At 39.7% G+C, this 17,838-nt stretch carries 15 protein-coding genes; 6 read left to right on the top strand and 9 right to left on the bottom strand.

Features of this window, described 5'->3' with window-relative positions:
• Positions 1-113: 113 nt before the first annotated feature.
• From B3317_RS07275 to ileS, 5 genes are all read right to left on the bottom strand, one after another.
• Positions 114-410, bottom strand: coding sequence for a hypothetical protein (locus tag B3317_RS07275; RefSeq protein ID WP_291110151.1), 297 nt, complete (start codon positions 408-410; stop codon positions 114-116).
• On the bottom strand, positions 407-1,399 hold the full coding sequence (locus tag B3317_RS07270) for a DUF4296 domain-containing protein (RefSeq protein WP_291110148.1): 993 nt from the start codon (positions 1,397-1,399) through the stop codon (positions 407-409). Before B3317_RS07270 ends, B3317_RS07275 begins: the two co-directional genes overlap by 4 nt.
• A gap of 2 nt (positions 1,400-1,401) precedes the next feature.
• On the bottom strand, positions 1,402-2,028 hold the full coding sequence (locus B3317_RS07265) for a lipoprotein signal peptidase (RefSeq protein WP_291110146.1): 627 nt from the start codon (positions 2,026-2,028) through the stop codon (positions 1,402-1,404).
• 96 nt (positions 2,029-2,124) lie between these two features.
• Positions 2,125-2,505: a TraR/DksA family transcriptional regulator gene (locus B3317_RS07260; protein ID WP_291110144.1), complete on the bottom strand. Its 381-nt coding sequence runs from the start codon at positions 2,503-2,505 to the stop codon at positions 2,125-2,127.
• A gap of 56 nt (positions 2,506-2,561) precedes the next feature.
• Positions 2,562-5,975: an isoleucine--tRNA ligase gene (gene ileS / locus B3317_RS07255; protein ID WP_291110141.1), complete on the bottom strand. Its 3,414-nt coding sequence runs from the start codon at positions 5,973-5,975 to the stop codon at positions 2,562-2,564.
• 532 nt (positions 5,976-6,507) lie between these two features.
• Between ileS and B3317_RS07250 the strand changes: the two genes are divergently transcribed.
• The 6 genes from B3317_RS07250 to B3317_RS07225 all read left to right on the top strand — a co-directional run bounded on the left by B3317_RS07250 (position 6,508) and on the right by B3317_RS07225 (position 13,327).
• Positions 6,508-7,584 (top strand): hypothetical protein, encoded by a 1,077-nt coding sequence (locus B3317_RS07250; RefSeq protein WP_291110139.1) that lies wholly within the window; start codon positions 6,508-6,510, stop codon positions 7,582-7,584.
• A 326-nt stretch (positions 7,585-7,910) separates the two neighbouring features.
• Positions 7,911-10,244, top strand: a complete 2,334-nt coding sequence (gene topA, locus B3317_RS07245) for a type I DNA topoisomerase (protein ID WP_291110137.1) — start codon at positions 7,911-7,913, stop codon at positions 10,242-10,244.
• 41 nt (positions 10,245-10,285) lie between these two features.
• Positions 10,286-11,665, top strand: coding sequence for a sugar transferase (locus tag B3317_RS07240; protein ID WP_291110135.1), 1,380 nt, complete (start codon positions 10,286-10,288; stop codon positions 11,663-11,665).
• Positions 11,666-11,677: 12 nt separating this feature from the next.
• Positions 11,678-12,226: a nitroreductase family protein gene (locus B3317_RS07235; protein WP_291110133.1), complete on the top strand. Its 549-nt coding sequence runs from the start codon at positions 11,678-11,680 to the stop codon at positions 12,224-12,226.
• A 4-nt stretch (positions 12,227-12,230) separates the two neighbouring features.
• Positions 12,231-12,569: a LiaF transmembrane domain-containing protein gene (locus tag B3317_RS07230; protein WP_291110131.1), complete on the top strand. Its 339-nt coding sequence runs from the start codon at positions 12,231-12,233 to the stop codon at positions 12,567-12,569.
• A complete protein-coding gene (locus tag B3317_RS07225) occupies positions 12,569-13,327 on the top strand; it encodes a Rossmann-like and DUF2520 domain-containing protein (protein WP_291110128.1) in 759 nt (252 codons plus the stop codon). The genes B3317_RS07230 and B3317_RS07225 overlap by 1 nt, the downstream gene beginning before the upstream one ends.
• Before the next feature lie 15 nt (positions 13,328-13,342).
• Here the strand turns inward: B3317_RS07225 and B3317_RS07220 are convergent, their stop codons facing one another.
• The 4 genes from B3317_RS07220 to B3317_RS07205 all read right to left on the bottom strand — a co-directional run bounded on the left by B3317_RS07220 (position 13,343) and on the right by B3317_RS07205 (position 17,622).
• Positions 13,343-13,864 (bottom strand): KdsC family phosphatase, encoded by a 522-nt coding sequence (locus B3317_RS07220; protein WP_291110125.1) that lies wholly within the window; start codon positions 13,862-13,864, stop codon positions 13,343-13,345.
• Between the two features lie 18 nt (positions 13,865-13,882).
• Positions 13,883-14,980 carry an LptF/LptG family permease gene (locus tag B3317_RS07215; protein WP_291110123.1) on the bottom strand — a complete coding sequence of 366 codons (1,098 nt, stop codon included), beginning with the start codon at positions 14,978-14,980 and terminating at the stop codon, positions 13,883-13,885.
• A gap of 69 nt (positions 14,981-15,049) precedes the next feature.
• Positions 15,050-16,180: a tRNA guanosine(34) transglycosylase Tgt gene (gene tgt / locus B3317_RS07210; RefSeq protein WP_291110120.1), complete on the bottom strand. Its 1,131-nt coding sequence runs from the start codon at positions 16,178-16,180 to the stop codon at positions 15,050-15,052.
• A 95-nt stretch (positions 16,181-16,275) separates the two neighbouring features.
• Positions 16,276-17,622 (bottom strand): hemolysin family protein, encoded by a 1,347-nt coding sequence (locus B3317_RS07205; protein ID WP_291110118.1) that lies wholly within the window; start codon positions 17,620-17,622, stop codon positions 16,276-16,278.
• Positions 17,623-17,838: the final 216 nt, after the last annotated feature.

Below are 17,838 nucleotides of genomic sequence, written 5' to 3'. Positions count from 1 at the left end.
ATACAGATAATAAGTAATAAAACAAATAGGCCTGCGACCTTTATTTGATGTGTAAAGGTAGTAAAATATATGAATGTTCTATATTATAAGGTGAGTTAGTATCCTAAAAACAATCAGACATTTTCTTCGTGGTATAAGCGGAAGCATGTATCCGATTGGATATGGGTATCGCCCGAATAGTTTGCATCCGTAATCACAGCTAATTTCGCCTCTGAGATAATATGGCCTGTTTTATCAGAGCTATTTTCCGGAATAAAAATGAGTAAACCCGAGTAAAATTCGGTTCTTTCTATTTCCCTGTCGAAAGGAAAAAAGCTGATCTGCTTCATATCGTCACTTATCTCCACGATATGGTTTCTAAGATAAATATCCGGATAAATAAATGTATAGTGGGAAAAATAACGTTTCATTTTGTTTCGTCTTCCTTTTTTGAAGAATTGAGATTTCGTCCTCTATTGACCGCCGGATTTCTGTTGGCCTTATCTCTTGATATGACAGGCGGATTATCTATCTTCCTGTCATTATTCTGAGGATTGGTTACAGATAGTGGCGTCACCTCTTTATCGTTCGACGCATCGGGTTTTATTTGCGTATCTGTAGCCGTAGTGATTTCCGGCTTATCCACCGGTTGCGCTAAAGGAGTAGAATTTGATATTTCTTCCGATACAGGCTTAACATCAGCTATTGAATCTATGTATGAAATATTATATAATATAACATCCGACGATATACCTTTTATCTTATTCTTCACATGCACATAACCTGATATATTCTTCAACAGGCTGTCAGCTAATTGCGGTTTAGCAAATATATACCGCCTGTTCTCAGCTATCGGTACAATTGTTTTTACCAATGTATCTTTATATGTAAAGAAAACAGCAGCCTCCGCATTTTGTAATGAGCTCACGCCCTGCACATCAAACCTTAGTGAGAATTTTGGTAAATCGATTGTTTTTATCTTGTTAGAGTCTATATAAAACGACATGGTAGGCGTTTGCTCATTCAGATAAGAGAGAGGCGGTACCAGATAATTTGAATAATTATGCCCCAAAACATTCGACCGGGCCGATGTCATCGCATTACTTGCGGCCCTCAGACGAGAGGCAACAGAATCGTTGATCGTATTATAAATTTCTACATTATCCGAATACCATAGCAATGAAGAATCGAGCTCCGCCTGCGTAATATTATGCTTTTGGAGTATTCCGTTCAATAAGGCATCTTTCTTCTCATCGCTATTGAAATCCGAACCGCTCCGATATATGGACTGCGCCAGTTGTATATCATAAAGGACATCTGTCATTTTATCTTCATGCATAACATAACGGGGCCTCCTCCCACACGAGTTGAGAAGTACCACTATAGCCAGAATGAAATAAATGACTGTACGTTGTTGCATAATCAGGCTTTATCTTTTTTCTCCAAAGATACCGATAATGTCTTGCGATAGAAAATAAGAAGTATAAAAATACCGACCGTAATAGCAGAATCAGCAATATTAAATATAGGGCTGAAAAAGATAAAGTCTTCTCCTCCCCATACAGGGAACCACGACGGGAATGTTCCATTTATAAGCGGAAAGTAAAGCATATCCACTACATTTCCGTGAAGCCAGCTGGAATAACCTTCTCCCAACGAAACAAATGACGCAACATGTCCCTGATAACTGGCAGAGAATATTTCCCCGTAGAATACGCTGTCAATAATATTACCGAATGCTCCTGCAAGAATAAGGGCTATACAGGCAATATAACCGCCTTTATAACTTTGCTTAACCAATCTGTACAGATAATAGCCTATAAAGAAAATGGCCACAATACGGAATAACGAGAGGAACAATTTACCTCCCAGCTTCCAGCCAAAAGCCATACCGGGATTCTCTACAAAATAAATCTTGAACCAACTGGTAATCTCAATGGACTCGTAAAGAGACATATGAGTTTTTACCCAGATTTTGGATGCCTGGTCTATAATTATAATTAATGCAATAACTAATATTGCGATCAGCCCCCGATTTTTATTATCCATACAATTAATATACTAGTTCCGTAAAGAAAACGAAGAAAAAACAGAAATATCGTTACATCTATTTTTTCTTCCTCTTCATCTACGGCTTATTTCTTATTATTTTACTCCGCTGTTCTTAGCCTCGATACTTAAAGTAGCATGAGGAACAGCACGTAAACGTTCTTTCGGAATCAACTTACCTGTTTCACGGCAGATGCCATATGTCTTATTCTCTATACGGATAAGCGCCGATTGCAAGTTTTGTATAAACTTCATCTGGCGTTGAGCCAGACGTCCAGCTTCTTCCTTCGATAAAGTAGATGCCCCTTCTTCCAACACTTTAAAAGTAGGAGAAGTATCAGTTACGTCATTCCCGTCGGCATTTGTTATAGCCGCTCTCAATTCATCGTATTCTTTCTTAGCTTTATTTAGCTTTTCGAGGATAATATCACGGAATTCGTTCAATTCCTCGTCTGTGTATCTTGTTTTTTCTGCCATAACTTTACGTTTTAAAAGTTAAACATCCTGTTTTAATTTTATTAAAGATAATCCTTTTATCTGACTTTATCTACAGACACCTGTAAAATATAATCATCCATGTCAATTTCCTGACCGTTTTCCACATTTCCAAGCTCTATATTATCAGCCAGCACCTGCGATGCTATATATTCTTTATATTCTGATACTGTACTTCTTATCTGCTCCTGATCAGATATTTTTATATTTATCCGGTCTGTTATATCAAAACCGCTCGATTTACGGATATTTTGTATACGGTTCACCAATTCGCGGGCAATACCTTCTTTTCGTAAATCTTCAGTTATGGTTACATCCAGTGCCACTGTCAACTTTCCTGCACTAGCGACCAGCCAGCCGGGTATATCTTCCGATATTATTTCTACATCAGCCAGTTCTATCGTAGCTGTCTGCCCTTCCACATCGAAAGTATAGCTGCCCTCTTTTTCGAATGCGGCAATTGCATCCTGTGGCATATTCTGTACCTCAACAGCTAATTGCTTCATTATCTTACCATAACGAGGCCCCAGTTTCTTAAAATCCGGTTTTACCTTCTTCACAAAAATACCTTCCGAACCACCGACATATTTAAGCTCTTTCACATTCACCTCATTCAATATAAGGTCGCGCACGGCTTCTATATCCTGTTCCTGCTTATCGTTTAGGATAGGTATCATTATCTGCATAAGCGGCTGGCGTACCTTCACACTCTCTTTGCGACGGAGAGCCAATACTGCCGATGATATATCCTGTGCTATCTGCATACGTTCTTCCAGAGTCTTATCCACAACGGAAGCGTCATATGCCGGATAATCCGACAGATGTACCGATGGTGCTTTTTCCTTTCCTGTCACTGCGATCAAGTCACAGAACAGTTTATCCGAGTAAAACGGAGAAATAGGAGCCATCAGTTTTGCTACTGTCTCAAGACATGTATATAACGTCTGGTAAGCAGACAATTTATCTTTTGTCATTTCGCCACCCCAGAAACGTTTTCTGTTCAGACGGACATACCAGTTACTCAGATTGTCATTCACAAAATCAGAGATCGCACGTCCGGCCTTTGTTGGCTCATATGTTTCATAATACTCATCCACATCTTTTACAAGTGTGTTCAGCAGAGATATTATCCAGCGGTCTATTTCCGGTCTTTCGTTTACAGGTATCAACTTTTCGCTAAAAGTGAAACCATCCACGTTGGCATATAATGCAAAGAACGAATAAGTATTGTATAATGTTCCGAAAAATTTACGGCGTACTTCTTCTACCCCTTCTATATCGAACTTCAGATTATCCCAAGGCGAAGCATTGGTAATCATATACCAGCGCAACGGATCGGAGCCATATTTTTCGATTGTAGAGAACGGATCTACTCCGTTTCCTCGGCTTTTAGACATTTTATTACCATTCTTATCCAATACAAGGCCATTGGAAACGACATTCTTGAATGATATACTGTCCTTTACCATTGTAGATATAGCATGCAGTGTGAAGAACCATCCGCGGGTCTGGTCAACCCCTTCTGCTATGAAATCGGCAGGATAAACTTTCGAGAACTCCTCTTCACTTATATTCGGATAAAACACCTGTGCAAACGGCATAGCGCCCGAATCGAACCATACGTCTATAAGATCAGCCTCACGTTTCATCGGTTTGCCCGACTCCGAAACCAATACTATATTATCCACATATGGGCGGTGCAGGTCTATTTTCTCATAATTAGCCTTGTCCAGATTTCCTATTTCAAAACCCTTCCAAGGTATTTCTTTCATAAATCCGGCATCAACAGCCTTTTGCATTTCTGCATAGAGTTCTTTTATGGAGCCGATACATTTTTCCTCTTTGCCATCCTCTGTCCTCCATATAGGCAAAGGTGTACCCCAATAACGGCTACGGCTCAGATTCCAGTCCTGAAGATTCTCCAGCCATTTACCAAAACGGCCTGTACCTGTAGACTGAGGCTTCCAGTTGATCGTTTCATTCAGTTCCATTAAACGTTCGCGACTGGCTGTAGTGCGTATAAACCAGCTATCCAGCGGATAATACAACACAGGTTTATCTGTACGCCAGCAGTGCGGATAATTATGCACCTGACGCTCTATCTTAAAGGCCTGATTAGCCAGCTTGAGCATTACGCTAAGGTCTATATCGAGCGTATTGGCATCGGCAGGCAGTGTATCGTCATATTCATTCTTTACATAACGGCCCGCGTATTCTTTATATAAATCTACATTTACATTCGTTTTCAGATATTCAGGGTCGATATCTTCGAGACGGAAGTATTTACCTGTAAGGTCTACCATTGGGCGTTGATTGCCATCTTTATCCAACAGCAACAAAGCCGGCACCCCATTTTCTTTCGCAACCCTGGCGTCGTCCGCTCCAAAAGTAGGCGCTATGTGCACGATACCGGTACCATCATCTGTAGTTACAAAATCTCCGGCCAGTACACGGAACGCACCATTACCCGGATTCATCCACGGTATCAGCTGCTCATACTCCATACCTACAAGATCAGAACCTCTCCACTCTCCTACTATCTTATACGGTATCAGTTTATCTCCCTGCTTGTAGTCTTCCAGCGCGACATCTTTGGCCTTCTCATTGAACATGCTGAATATAAGCGATTTTGCAAGCACAGAAGTCATTTTATTGCCTGTATACGGATTGTAGCTCTGAACGGCAACATAAGTGATATCCGGCCCTACTGCCAAAGCCGTATTCGAAGGCAATGTCCACGGAGTAGTAGTCCATGCAAGAAAATAAGCATCACCAAACTGAGACATCTCCGCTTTTGGTGACTTAATCTTAAACTGCGCTACACAAGTCGTATCTTTTACATCGCGATATGCTCCGGGCTGGTTCAATTCGTGTGTACTAAGCCCTGTACCCGCAGCAGGAGAATAAGGCTGTATAGTATATCCTTTATAAAGGTATCCTTTCTTATATAATTCGTTCAGTAAGTACCAAAGCGTTTCTATATAACGGCTGTCGTATGTTACATAAGGATCGTTCATGTCTACCCAGTACCCCATAATGCGGGTCAGGTTTTCCCACTCTCCGGTATATTTCATCACTTCCTTGCGGCAAGCGTTATTATATTCTTCTACCGATATTTTTTTACCGATATCTTCTTTGGTTATACCTAATTTTTTCTCAACCGAAAGCTCCACAGGCAAGCCATGTGTATCCCATCCGGCCTTACGGTTGACCAGAAAACCTTTCATTGTCTTATACCTACAGAAAATATCTTTTACTGCACGTGCCATTACATGGTGAATACCGGGCATTCCGTTTGCCGATGGAGGTCCTTCGTAAAAAACAAACGACGGAGCTCCAGCGCGTACATCCAGACTTTGTTGGAATATGTTCTCCCTATCCCACTTTTCCAATATCTCTTTGTTGATATCGGACAAGTTAAACCGATTGTATTCTGAAAACTGCTTACTCATAGTGTGTATAAAACATGCATTAAAAAAATTGAGGGCAAAGATAATAAAAAGTTATGAGTTATGAGTTATAAATTATGTGTTACATATCGCAATAAAATATCTCCCGATATTTCATTTATACAACAATGTACAGCAATTAAGAACTGTATCGTCTTTTGAAATATGAGAGGCTGAAATCGTCTTGCCTTTTTATTTTTTTTTGTATGTTGAGATACAAAAATTCTTTTTTCAGAAGATTTTTCACCTCGTTCATAATGATAAACAGAATATATAGTATAAATCCATTGGACTAAAAAAGGTAAGACGATTTCAGGCTCTTAGTAAACATGCAGCAAACAAAATATATTCGCATTTTAACTTCTGATAATATAAATTTTAAGCGTAAGGTCACAGGCTCAATGCTTCTTCTATGCTATTTAGTGCTACCAAGTGTTATCAGCATTGCAATATAAAAAAAATTAACAAATATTTTAACATTCAATTATAATCCCTATCTTTGGCCATTGGTTCAGAACATTATATAGACACAAATATGCAAGATTCTTTAAAAAACAGGGTAGCTAAATTCTGGAAATCCTTTTCAGAAGAAGAATACCAAATTAGGGAAATGATGGATAATAAAGTTGAGGGAGAGACTCTTCTCAATTTTGTGGATAGTATTTTACAAATTGCTTTTAATAAAGTTTATTTCGAAATGGGAATAAACAATGAAGGCAAGTATGAGCTCATTTTAACGCCTGAAGGAGATCGTACCCGGCTAATGCTACTGCATTACTGGCTCCAATATGTACCACAACATCTATTAAAATATTGGAACTTTTATTCAACAAAACCAGCTCATGGCAAACCTGGCGCAATAATAGATATGTTCGATATCAGACTGGGAGAAGACGATATAATCATCTACCCTGCAATTGATAATGATAAAAGCAAGATAAACATCGAGTTATATAGCCCTAAATTGATGACATTGGATGAGAATAAACGTTATTCAATGTTCTTCATCTACCTCGATCAATTTATCGGAGAGTTATATACAATGGAATACATCGGATATATTGACTTTGTAGAAGAAAAACAAAACAAAAGGTCTTCGAAAATATCTGATTTCAGATCATTCATAGATAAAGCAATCAAAGATCATGGCTGGCCAAACTTCGATAACCCATGCGAAATATATAGCGGTTACAGGATGGAACCGAACCAGGAGGAAGGATGGAAATTACGCGAGGATATATTTTCCGGCTATACCTCATGTACACCCTTATTAGATGATTACTATAACGGAGAAAATAAACGATCTGACGAAGCTAAAGAAAACGGAGTTATCTTCGGGTTCCTTTTCTTCGAGAATATTAATATACCCCGGGAGAACGTTGTCAATTTCAGAGGTGAAATAGAAGATAAAATTGCAGCGGCAGTCATTCCCTATGGCATAGCTAACAGTCTGGGAGGTGCTACAGGTTTTCATTTTTCATATATTGATTTCATTATATACGATTTTGAGACCTTCATTCCCATAGTGAAAGAAATATTATCCGTCTATAAACTTGAAGAGACCGGATTCTCTTATTTTACAGCCGATGCTAAACCTATTATATTTAATTGACTAAAAAATGCTCTGAAGAATTTATTTCCGGAGCATTTTTATTAAATATGAACCGGAGTATTTTTATTAAAATGAATTTGAATTATCTATATACTAAAAATAGAGAACGGCTGTCACAGAATAAGAGTACAGGAAAAATAAGGTTTTGTTATCTTTTAGTTAAAATAAGCCTTAACAACTTAAATATCCAGCCCTTTATTCGGGTTCATTTTTTTTATTCTGCTTTTTAAAACAAAATCATTACTTTTGCGGTTCAATTAGAAAAAATAACTTTCTGAATGGGTAATAATTTATTCATCCTGATAATACAAGATAAGCCTTAATATATGCAAAAAAATTTAGTAATTGTTGAGTCTCCTGCTAAAGCCAAGACTATAGAAAAGTTTCTGGGCAAAGATTTTAAAGTTATGTCCAGTTACGGACACATCAGAGACCTGAAGAAGAAAGACTTGGGGATAGATTTGGAGAACGGCTATACACCTTTGTACGAAGTTCCGGGTGACAAGAAGAAGGTGGTAGATGAACTAAAAAAGGCTGCCAAAGAAGCCGATACGGTATGGCTGGCTTCCGATGAAGACCGGGAAGGAGAAGCTATATCCTGGCATCTGTTCAAAACATTGAAACTTGACGAAAAGAAAACAAAAAGAATCGCATTTCACGAAATAACCAAGGATGCAATTCTTCATGCTATAGAAAATCCCCGCCAAATAGATATTAACCTTGTAGACGCGCAACAAGCCCGCCGGGTACTCGATCGTATTGTAGGCTTTGAATTATCTCCTGTACTTTGGCGTAAAGTAAAACCTGCTCTATCCGCAGGACGGGTACAATCCGTTGCTGTAAGGCTTATCGTAGAACGGGAACGTGAGATTCAGGCTTTCCAGACTGAAGCATCTTACCGCGTTACAGCTGTTTTTATAAAAAAAGAAAATGGGGTTGAAACTGAAATAAAGACAGAATTAAGCAAGCGCCTGAAAACAAAGAAAGAAGCGCTTGACTTTCTTGAAAAACTAAAAGAAGCCAGTTTTAAAGTAGAGGACGTGGAAACAAAACCGATGAAGAAATCACCGGCCGCACCCTTTACTACGTCAACTTTACAGCAGGAAGCATCCCGCAAACTGGGATTTCCGGTATCACTAACGATGATGGTTGCCCAGAAACTGTACGAATCCGGAAAGATTACCTATATGCGTACCGACTCGGTAAATCTATCGGGACTGGCTATCAATACCGCAAAAAATGAAATAGAATCTGTTTACGGAAAACAATATTCCAAAGTACGTCAATTCTCGACCAAGAGCAAAGGAGCGCAGGAAGCCCATGAGGCCATTCGCCCGACATATATATCGGAACATACAGTATCCGGCACAGCTCAGGAGAAGAAGCTCTACGACCTCATTTGGAAACGTACCATCGCATCTCAAATGGCAGATGCAGAATTGGAAAAAACAACTATTACAATAGGCATATCCAATAATAAAGACCTTAAATTCTCCGCTGTCGGCGAAGTTATCAAATTCGACGGATTCCTCCATGTATACCTTGAAGGAACTGACGATGAAAATATTGACAGCGAAAGCAGCCTGTTACCTCCGGTAAAACCGCAGGAGGCAATGGATATGAAAGAAAGTATTGCGACAGAGCGTTTCACCCAACGCCCCAGCCGTTATAGTGAAGCCTCATTGGTACGCAAACTGGAAGAATTGGGTATCGGACGTCCATCTACCTATGCTCCGACTATTTCGACAATCCAGAACCGTGAATATGTAGAAAAATCAAATATAGAGGGAACAGAACGTCAGTACAATATATTGACACTAAAAAAAGACAAAATAACAGATTCCGAAAAAACCGAAATAACAGGAACTGACAAAGGGAAGTTGATTCCAACCGATACAGGCATGGTAGTCAATGACTTTCTTACAGAATATTTTCCTGACATACTGGATTATAATTTTACAGCCAATGTGGAAAAAGAATTTGACCAGGTGGCTGAAGGGGAAGAAAACTGGACTAAGCTGATAGATAAGTTCTACAAAGTATTTCACCCTGTAGTAGAATCGGCGACCAATATGCAAACCGATCATAAAATAGGGGAACGCATACTGGGTATCGATCCTAAATCGGGCCGTCAGGTTTCTGTAAAGATAGGCCGGTTTGGCCCTATGGCGCAGATCGGAGTGCAGGAAGATGCAGACAAACCTCTTTTTGCAGGATTGCAGAAGACTCAGTCGATAGCCTCTATTACTCTCGAAGAAGCCTTGAAATTATTCGAACTTCCCCGTTCAATAGGCGAGTTCGAAGGTAAAGATGTTAGTGTGGGTACAGGCCGGTTTGGCCCGTATATTAAGCATGATGGTAAATTTATATCATTACCTAAAGGATACGACCCTTTTAGTGTAGATATAAGTATGGCCATCCCTCTGATTACGGACAAACGGAAAAAAGATGCGGAAAAGGTGATTAAAACCTTTACGGAAGATGCCGACCTGCAAATACTAAATGGTCGTTATGGCCCTTATATAGCATATAAGAAAAGCAATTTCAAGATTCCTAAAGGTACAGCTCCTGAGAGTCTTGACTTTGAAGCATCAATGAAGATAGTGAACTCTACTGAAGAAAAAGCTGCCAAGACTAAAGGAAAAGCGAAAAAGAAATAATGAGGTAATAACTCTCTTTGTTATTAGTAGGTTATATTAGAATGAATAAGATCTTAGAAAAGATATTCGGGTACAGAGGATATAGAATTATAATCCCCCTGATAGATTTGGCTGTTATTTACGGTTCATATATCTTAGCCTTTTATCTGTTCAAAGATGCTCTGGATAATTTCACACTCAACTATAATGCTTTTAAAGCGAGTGCTCCTTTCATCATCATCAGCTATCTTATTCTAAGCCACATATTCGAGCTTGACAAGCCTAAAGACTTTACTCTCTTTGGAGTTGGTTACACTGTTGTTTTGGCAGTAGGATCACTTTTGTTTACAACAATGGCTATCAGTTTCTTTATCCGGGAATTTGCATTCCCCCGGAGTATACTTTTGGCCGGAACTATCTTTCAGCTGGTAGTCATAACCTTTTGGCATTTATTTGCCAGCCGTATGTATTTCCGGGTAAATAAGGGAAAATCAGTACTCGTTATTGGTTATGAGAAATCTCAGGCTCTTGCTTATAAACTACTGGAATCGAGAGGGATGTGGTCACAAATCAAGCATGTCTGTTCGCCGGCATATCCTAAAGTGTACGAACTCATTGACGAATGTGATATTACATTCATTACAGAAGATGTGGAAGAATCGTTGAAACAGGAAATAATACTTTACTGTGTCGAAAACGACCATACTGTTCTCTATCAGCCAAAAAATCTGGAGATACTCCAATTTAATGCCAACTTCCTGCAAATAGACGACTCTCCGGTATTAGATGTCAGGGAATTCGGTCTTTCGCAAGGAAGTGAAACAACCAAAAGAATCATCGATGTTCTTTTAGGGATTATAGCACTCGTTATATTTTTCATTCCATTTGTATTTGTTTATCTGGCTCTAAAAATAGGAGGAGGTACAGCTTTTTATGTACAGGAAAGGGTTACCCGTGATAATAAGGTATTCAAAATATACAAATTCAGGACAATGGTTGAGAATGCCGAAGCCATTTCCGGTCCTGTCTTAGCTCAGGATGTAGATAAACGCATCACCAGACTGGGACATATCCTAAGGGCTACCCGCCTGGATGAAATTCCTCAGATATTTAATATTCTCATTGGGGATATGAGTATTGTCGGACCACGTCCCGAACGCCCATTCTTCGTTAAACAGTTTTGTGAAGAAATGCCTGAATATAGTCTTCGTCACAGGGTAAAAGCCGGACTGACAGGATTAGCACAGGTACAAGGTAAATACAATACTTCGGTAAGGGATAAACTAAAATATGACCTGCTGTATATCAATGGCTATTCTCTGGCTCTGGATGTAAAGCTAATCATGCAGACACTAAATATACTACTCCGCAGTAACAGCACGGAAGGTGTTAAGAGTGTTGAGGAACTTGGTGACGAAATAGAGCGTCTTACCAGACGCTGAATACATATTCTTATGACTGATTTTCAACAACTGATAATAAACCGGCGCAGTACCCGTAAATTCACGGAAGAACCGCTTAGCCCGGAACAGGTGGAAATGATAATGAAAGCTGCATTGATGTCCCCTGCCTCCAAAAGCGCCAATCCCTGGCAATTTCTGTTGGTAGAAGATAAAGAAATGCTGGATAAACTCTCTTACTGTAAAAAATCAAGTAGCAGACTGATTGCAGGATGTGCTTTGGCTATTGTCGTACTGGCTAACCCTCTTACCAGCGACGTCTGGATAGAAGACTCTTCCATAGCATCCATTATGATACAGTTACAAGCTGAAGACTTAGGACTCGGAAGCTGCTGGGTACAGGTACGCGAACGATATACGATGAGCGACACTCCATCTGATGAATATATCAGAGAGCTATTCGATATCCCGATGCAGCTCCAGGTCTTATCGGTAATAGCAATAGGACACAAAGCCCAGGAGCGTCCGCCTTTCGATAAGGAAAAGCTGCAATGGGAAAAGATACATATCGGTAAATTTAATATAGACCAATTAGCCGAATAAAATTATGGCAACAAGTTCGAATAAAGCGTCCAACGACCGTCTATCTTACGGAATAACCATCCTTATCTTCGGGGTATTATTCTTATTAGACAAGTTAGGGTTTCTCAGGCAGATACCTTACGGACAAAAACTTATCAGCGTCGGTGTATTCTTCCTTATAGGAGGAATCGTATTTCTGATTATACAACCCAAAAAGATCCTAGGCTGGATATTCCTCGGAATAGGTATCCTTCTTAATGCCGACTTGTTCTTCGGCTGGCTAAGTAATTATTCCAACCTGATAGTCCCATTAGGCCTTATTATCGCAGGAGTAGCAATGGTACTGACCGCAAAGAAGAACTGATGAAAGTTGTATTCATAGGTGCCGGAAATGTAGCTACCCATCTTGCTACAGAACTGTATAGAAAATCCTTTGATATTATACAGGTATATAGCCGCACTCTGGAGTCTGCATCTGCTTTAGCTGAGCGGGTAAATGCGATTCCTGTCACCGATATAGCTTCGGTAATCAACGATGCCGGCTTGTATATCTTTTCGGTAAAAGATTCTGTACTGGACAGTATAGCTTCTCAATTACCTAAAAACGACGGGATATGGATTCATACCGCAGGAAGCGTACCTGTAGACATATTCAGTAAATATACAGACAACTATGGAGTAATCTATCCATTCCAGACATTCAGTAAAGACAGGATCGTAGACTGGCCTGATATTCCTGTTTTCATAGAAGCATCCGATACCTGTACTCTGAATACATTGCAAGCTATTGCCGGTCAACTATCCGATAAAGTATCAGAACTATCGTCCGAAGACAGGAAATATATACACCTGACAGGGGTATTTGCCTGTAACTTTACCAATCATATGTACACTCTGTCCGAACTGTTCCTGAAGAAAGTGAATCTTCCCTTTAATGTCGCTTTGCCACTAATAGATGAAACCGCATCGAAGGTACATTCATTAACTCCCGGTGAAGCACAAACCGGCCCCGCCATGCGTTACGACAAGAATATCATTAACAAGCATATGGAAATGATCGAAGACGATAAGATAAAGGAAATATATAAGCTAATAAGCGAAAACATTCACAGAATGAGCTAATAGACAAATATATTACTACCAGCCGAAAGCTTCCTCACTCATCCATTTACCATGTACTTTCATTACCTGCTCTATTATATCACGGGCAACTCCATGCCCTCCTTTGCAATGTGAAATATACCGGGCTATGCTTCTTATTTCATGTGCTGCATCTGCCGGGGCAACAGACAATCCGACCGACTGCATTACATGATAATCAGGTATATCATCTCCGGCATACATAATCTCTTCCGGTTTATAGCCCGTCCTCTGAATATAGTCGTTAAAATCGTGTATTTTAATCTTCGACTTCATATAGATATCTTTTATCCCCAAGCGCGAGAAACGCAGCCTTACAGCCTCCGTATCGCCTCCTGTAATGATTGCTACGCCATATCCATGTTTTACGGCAAGGTTTATGGCATACCCGTCTTTTATATTCACCATGCGCATCGGTTCACCCTCGGGAGACAAGGGAATAGAATCAGGAGACAAAACCCCGTCTACATCAAATATAAATGCCTTAATCTTACTAAGGTCATAATTTACAGTACTCATATATATAAATTTTAACTCTTAATTCGGAGCTCTGGAATATAGATATGCAGCTATCGCGATAAATACCAGATTGGGAACCCACACAGCCAACCATGCAGGCATAGTCCCCGATACGGCAAACGACGAACTGACCGTCTGGAACATAATATATGACACACTAAGTCCTAATCCTATACCTATATTAAGCCCCATACCACCTTTCACTTTACGGGCCGACAAAGAGGCCCCGATAATAGTGAGGATAAACGCGGAAAATACAGAAGCAAAACGTTTGTGAAATTCAATCTCGAACTGAGTGATACTCACCTCACCCACCGTCGCAATACCTTTATCTTTTTGCCGCTGTATATATTTATATAACGCGGGAGTGGTCATTTGCTCGAAATCGTTTACAGATATCAGAAAATCGCTGGGCACAACATTCAAGGTCGTATCTATTTTATCCCCGTTACTGATTATCTCTTTCATACCTTCCAGTTCCCGTATCTTGTAATTATACAGTTCCCAGTGATACGCGCTGTCGTATTTTATACGTTGGGCTGTCAGACGTGATTTAAGTTCCTTATCTTCAATTTTGTCGAGAGACAGGTTATATCCTTCCTTTGTTTTATTATCGAACCGCTCTATATATAAAATAACACCTTTATCCACCTGAAGCTGAATCCCTGAAGCGTATTCCACACTCTTATCCCTGACGTATTTGTTCTGAAACTTGATACGGGTTACATTGGCAGGAGGGATTATAAAACTACTGAGAACAAATGAAAAGACCGCAATTATTCCCGCCGATATCATATATGGCTTCATCAGCCGTTTGAAGCTCATCCCATTCGATAACATGGCGATAATCTCGGAATTATCGGCAAGTTTGGAGGTGAAAAAGATAACGGCTATAAATACGAACAGGGCACTAAACAGGTTCGTATAATAGGGCACAAAGTTGACATAGTAATCAAATATTATAGCTGTCAACGGAGCCTTTTTATCCAGAAATTTATCCAGTTTCTCATTTATATCGAATACGACAGCAATAGATATAATCAGAATAATGGAGAATATATAAGTCCCCAGAAACTTCTTAATAATATATTTGTCGAGTATCGAAAGTATTTTCATTTTTAGTTACTTCGCCCTTTGGGCAGTTACAAGTTACAAGTTACAAGTAGACAAGTTATTCTTAATTCTTTAAATTTTCCTGCTCACTTTTTCTACCATTTCTTTCTTCCATCCGGAGAAATCCCCTGCTATAATATGCTCACGGGCTTCTTTAACCAGTTGCAGATAAAAAGCAAGATTGTGTATTGAAGCTATCTGTAATCCTAATATTTCGTTCGTAATAAACAGATGACGAAGATATGCTTTTGTATATAAAGTATCAACAAATGATGCACCATTTTCTTCAATCGGAGAAAAATCGTTTGCCCACTTCCTGTTACGCATATTCATTATACCATTGCGGGTAAACAGTTGCCCGTTGCGTCCGTTACGGGTAGGCATGATACAATCGAACATATCCACACCCCGCTCTATAGCTTCCAGTATATTGGCCGGAGTGCCTACCCCCATCAGATAACGGGGTTTACCGGCCGGAAGTATTTCGTTTACCACCTCAATCATCTCGTACATTTTTTCGGTAGGTTCGCCCACAGCCAATCCTCCGATCGCATTCCCGTCTGCACCTTTCGAGGCTACATTTTCTGCGGCTCTGCGGCGTAAGTCAGGATAGACACATCCCTGCACAATAGGAAATAAGGCCTGCTTATACCCATATTCGCATTCTGTGCCGTTAAACTGAGTAAAGCATCTATCGAGCCATCGTTCGGTCAAATCAAGGGATTTCTTTGCATATGTATAATCGGCATCTCCCGGCGTACATTCATCGAAAGCCATAATGATATCCGCGCCTATCACCCTCTGAATATCCATAACGGATTCCGGTGTAAAAAAGTGCTTCGAACCATCTATATGAGACCGGAATATAGCGCCTTCTTCGGTCAATTTCCTGTTTTCGGCTAAAGAAAACACCTGAAATCCTCCACTGTCGGTCAGTATCGGCTTGTCCCAGCTATTGAATTTATGCAAACCGCCCGCTTGTTTAAGTATTTCCAATCCCGGACGCAGATACAGATGATACGTATTCCCCAGAATTATCTGCGCTTCGATATCATTCTTCAGTTCGGTCATATGTACGGCTTTCACCGCTCCCTGAGTACCCACCGGCATAAAAATAGGGGTCTCTATCTGTCCGTGATCGGTTGTTATAAGTCCTGCTCTGGCTTTGGTTTGCCCGTCAGTATATTGAAGTTTAAAATCCATTTATTTTAGTTACAAGTTACAGAGTCTATACAGACCATGCAAATCTGACCTGTTTCATTTTCAAATTAGCTAATCTTCGAATTCTCAAATTGATATCAGATTTGAGTGGTCTTTGATTGCTCAGCATCATCTGCTTCCTCTTTTCCTACTAAGTCTTTTAGCTGAACCACAACAATCGATGTCTTATTTTTCTTTATCACCGTAAACTGATAATCTTCTGCTTCCAGCTTATCATGCGTATTAGGAATACGCCCGAATTTATCGATAAGATATCCGGCAAGCGTATCGTATTGCTTATCTTTATCTATCGGATGCGGGAGTTCATCGTTGATATCGGATATGGCAGCCGTGGCTATTACCGAATATGTATTTTCCCCTGTTTGTTCTACAAACGGGATTTCATTATCATACTCATCCTGTATTTCTCCGACAAGTTCTTCGAGTATATCCTCCATAGTGATAACACCCTCTACTCCGCCATATTCGTTCAGCACCATCGCTATTTGCTGATGCTTTACCTGAAACTCTTTCAGAAGCTGACCGATACGTTTTGTCTCGGGTGTAAATGAAACAGGTCGTATAATAGAACGGATATTTACATTCCCGCTACTTATGCGCATCTTTTTCAATATATCTTTCAGATGGACTACCCCAATGGTATTGTCTATATTATCTTCGTAACATGGTACACGGGAATATCCTTCTTCTATTACAAATTCCAATGTCTTTTCATCGTAATCGTTCACATCTATAGATACCACCTGCGTACGCGGCACCATTATCTGGCGCGCAGTACGTTCCGAGAAATCAAATGCATTCTGGATAATATCAAATTCTGTACTGTCTACCTTCCCGCTTTCCTTTGCCTGATCTACCAGATAGCGCAACTCGTCGCTGCTATAAACTTCCTGTTCCGAAACTGTATGCAGTCCAATCATCTTGAGTACAAGATTGGCAATACCATTCAGTAACCAGATGAACGGACGGCAAATCCAATAGAAACCATGCAGAGGATATGCAACGGCAAGCGTTGTCTGTTCTGAACGCTGGATAGCCAATGATTTAGGAGCTAACTCTCCTAATACGATATGCAATATAGTGATTATAATAAATGCTGTAACCAGCGATACTGTAGACAACACAGATGGGGCAAGTTCAATATTGAACAGTCCGATTGCTTCTTTGATTATCTTGGATACCACAGGCTCACCGATCCAACCTAAAGCAAGGCTGGCAATGGTAATACCAAACTGGGTCGCAGCCAGATAGGAATCGAGGTGTGTTACTATTTTTTTTGAAAGAGCGGCTGCACGACTGCCTGCCTGAGCTTTCAATTCAAGTTGGGAAGACCGAACTTTTACTATTGCGAATTCTGCCGCAACAAAAAAACCATTAAGAAATACGAATAAAAGAGTAATTAAAATTGATATGAAAATGTCCATATTCTAATATGAATGATAATAGTGCAAAGATAATATAATTGTGTATTCGTTTAACAAAAAACGGATTAAACAACGGAGAAAATATAAATAAATATTAAATAGAGCGCTTTATATTTATTAACCATATATTGTTAAAATGTAACGAAAGTAACGGAAATTAATCAAGAATCCGAATCAGTAGTTATGTTTTAATGTTCGTTTTTTTTATGCACATAA

Origin of the sequence: Dysgonomonas sp. UBA7710, assembly GCF_002482385.1 — a bacterium.
Lineage (GTDB): Bacteria > Bacteroidota > Bacteroidia > Bacteroidales > Dysgonomonadaceae > Dysgonomonas.
Note: the sequence above shows the minus strand (reverse complement) of the source record. Positions and strands in the feature narration are given on the sequence as shown.

Coding starts and splice junctions, on each gene's coding strand:
- B3317_RS07275 (WP_291110151.1), bottom strand. CDS start 410: ATGAAACGTTATTTTTCCCACTATACATTTATTTATCCGGATATTTAT.
- B3317_RS07270 (WP_291110148.1), bottom strand. CDS start 1,399: ATGCAACAACGTACAGTCATTTATTTCATTCTGGCTATAGTGGTACTT.
- B3317_RS07265 (WP_291110146.1), bottom strand. CDS start 2,028: ATGGATAATAAAAATCGGGGGCTGATCGCAATATTAGTTATTGCATTA.
- B3317_RS07260 (WP_291110144.1), bottom strand. CDS start 2,505: ATGGCAGAAAAAACAAGATACACAGACGAGGAATTGAACGAATTCCGT.
- ileS (WP_291110141.1), bottom strand. CDS start 5,975: ATGAGTAAGCAGTTTTCAGAATACAATCGGTTTAACTTGTCCGATATC.
- B3317_RS07250 (WP_291110139.1), top strand. CDS start 6,508: ATGCAAGATTCTTTAAAAAACAGGGTAGCTAAATTCTGGAAATCCTTT.
- topA (WP_291110137.1), top strand. CDS start 7,911: ATGCAAAAAAATTTAGTAATTGTTGAGTCTCCTGCTAAAGCCAAGACT.
- B3317_RS07240 (WP_291110135.1), top strand. CDS start 10,286: ATGAATAAGATCTTAGAAAAGATATTCGGGTACAGAGGATATAGAATT.
- B3317_RS07235 (WP_291110133.1), top strand. CDS start 11,678: ATGACTGATTTTCAACAACTGATAATAAACCGGCGCAGTACCCGTAAA.
- B3317_RS07230 (WP_291110131.1), top strand. CDS start 12,231: ATGGCAACAAGTTCGAATAAAGCGTCCAACGACCGTCTATCTTACGGA.
- B3317_RS07225 (WP_291110128.1), top strand. CDS start 12,569: ATGAAAGTTGTATTCATAGGTGCCGGAAATGTAGCTACCCATCTTGCT.
- B3317_RS07220 (WP_291110125.1), bottom strand. CDS start 13,864: ATGAGTACTGTAAATTATGACCTTAGTAAGATTAAGGCATTTATATTT.
- B3317_RS07215 (WP_291110123.1), bottom strand. CDS start 14,980: ATGAAAATACTTTCGATACTCGACAAATATATTATTAAGAAGTTTCTG.
- tgt (WP_291110120.1), bottom strand. CDS start 16,180: ATGGATTTTAAACTTCAATATACTGACGGGCAAACCAAAGCCAGAGCA.
- B3317_RS07205 (WP_291110118.1), bottom strand. CDS start 17,622: ATGGACATTTTCATATCAATTTTAATTACTCTTTTATTCGTATTTCTT.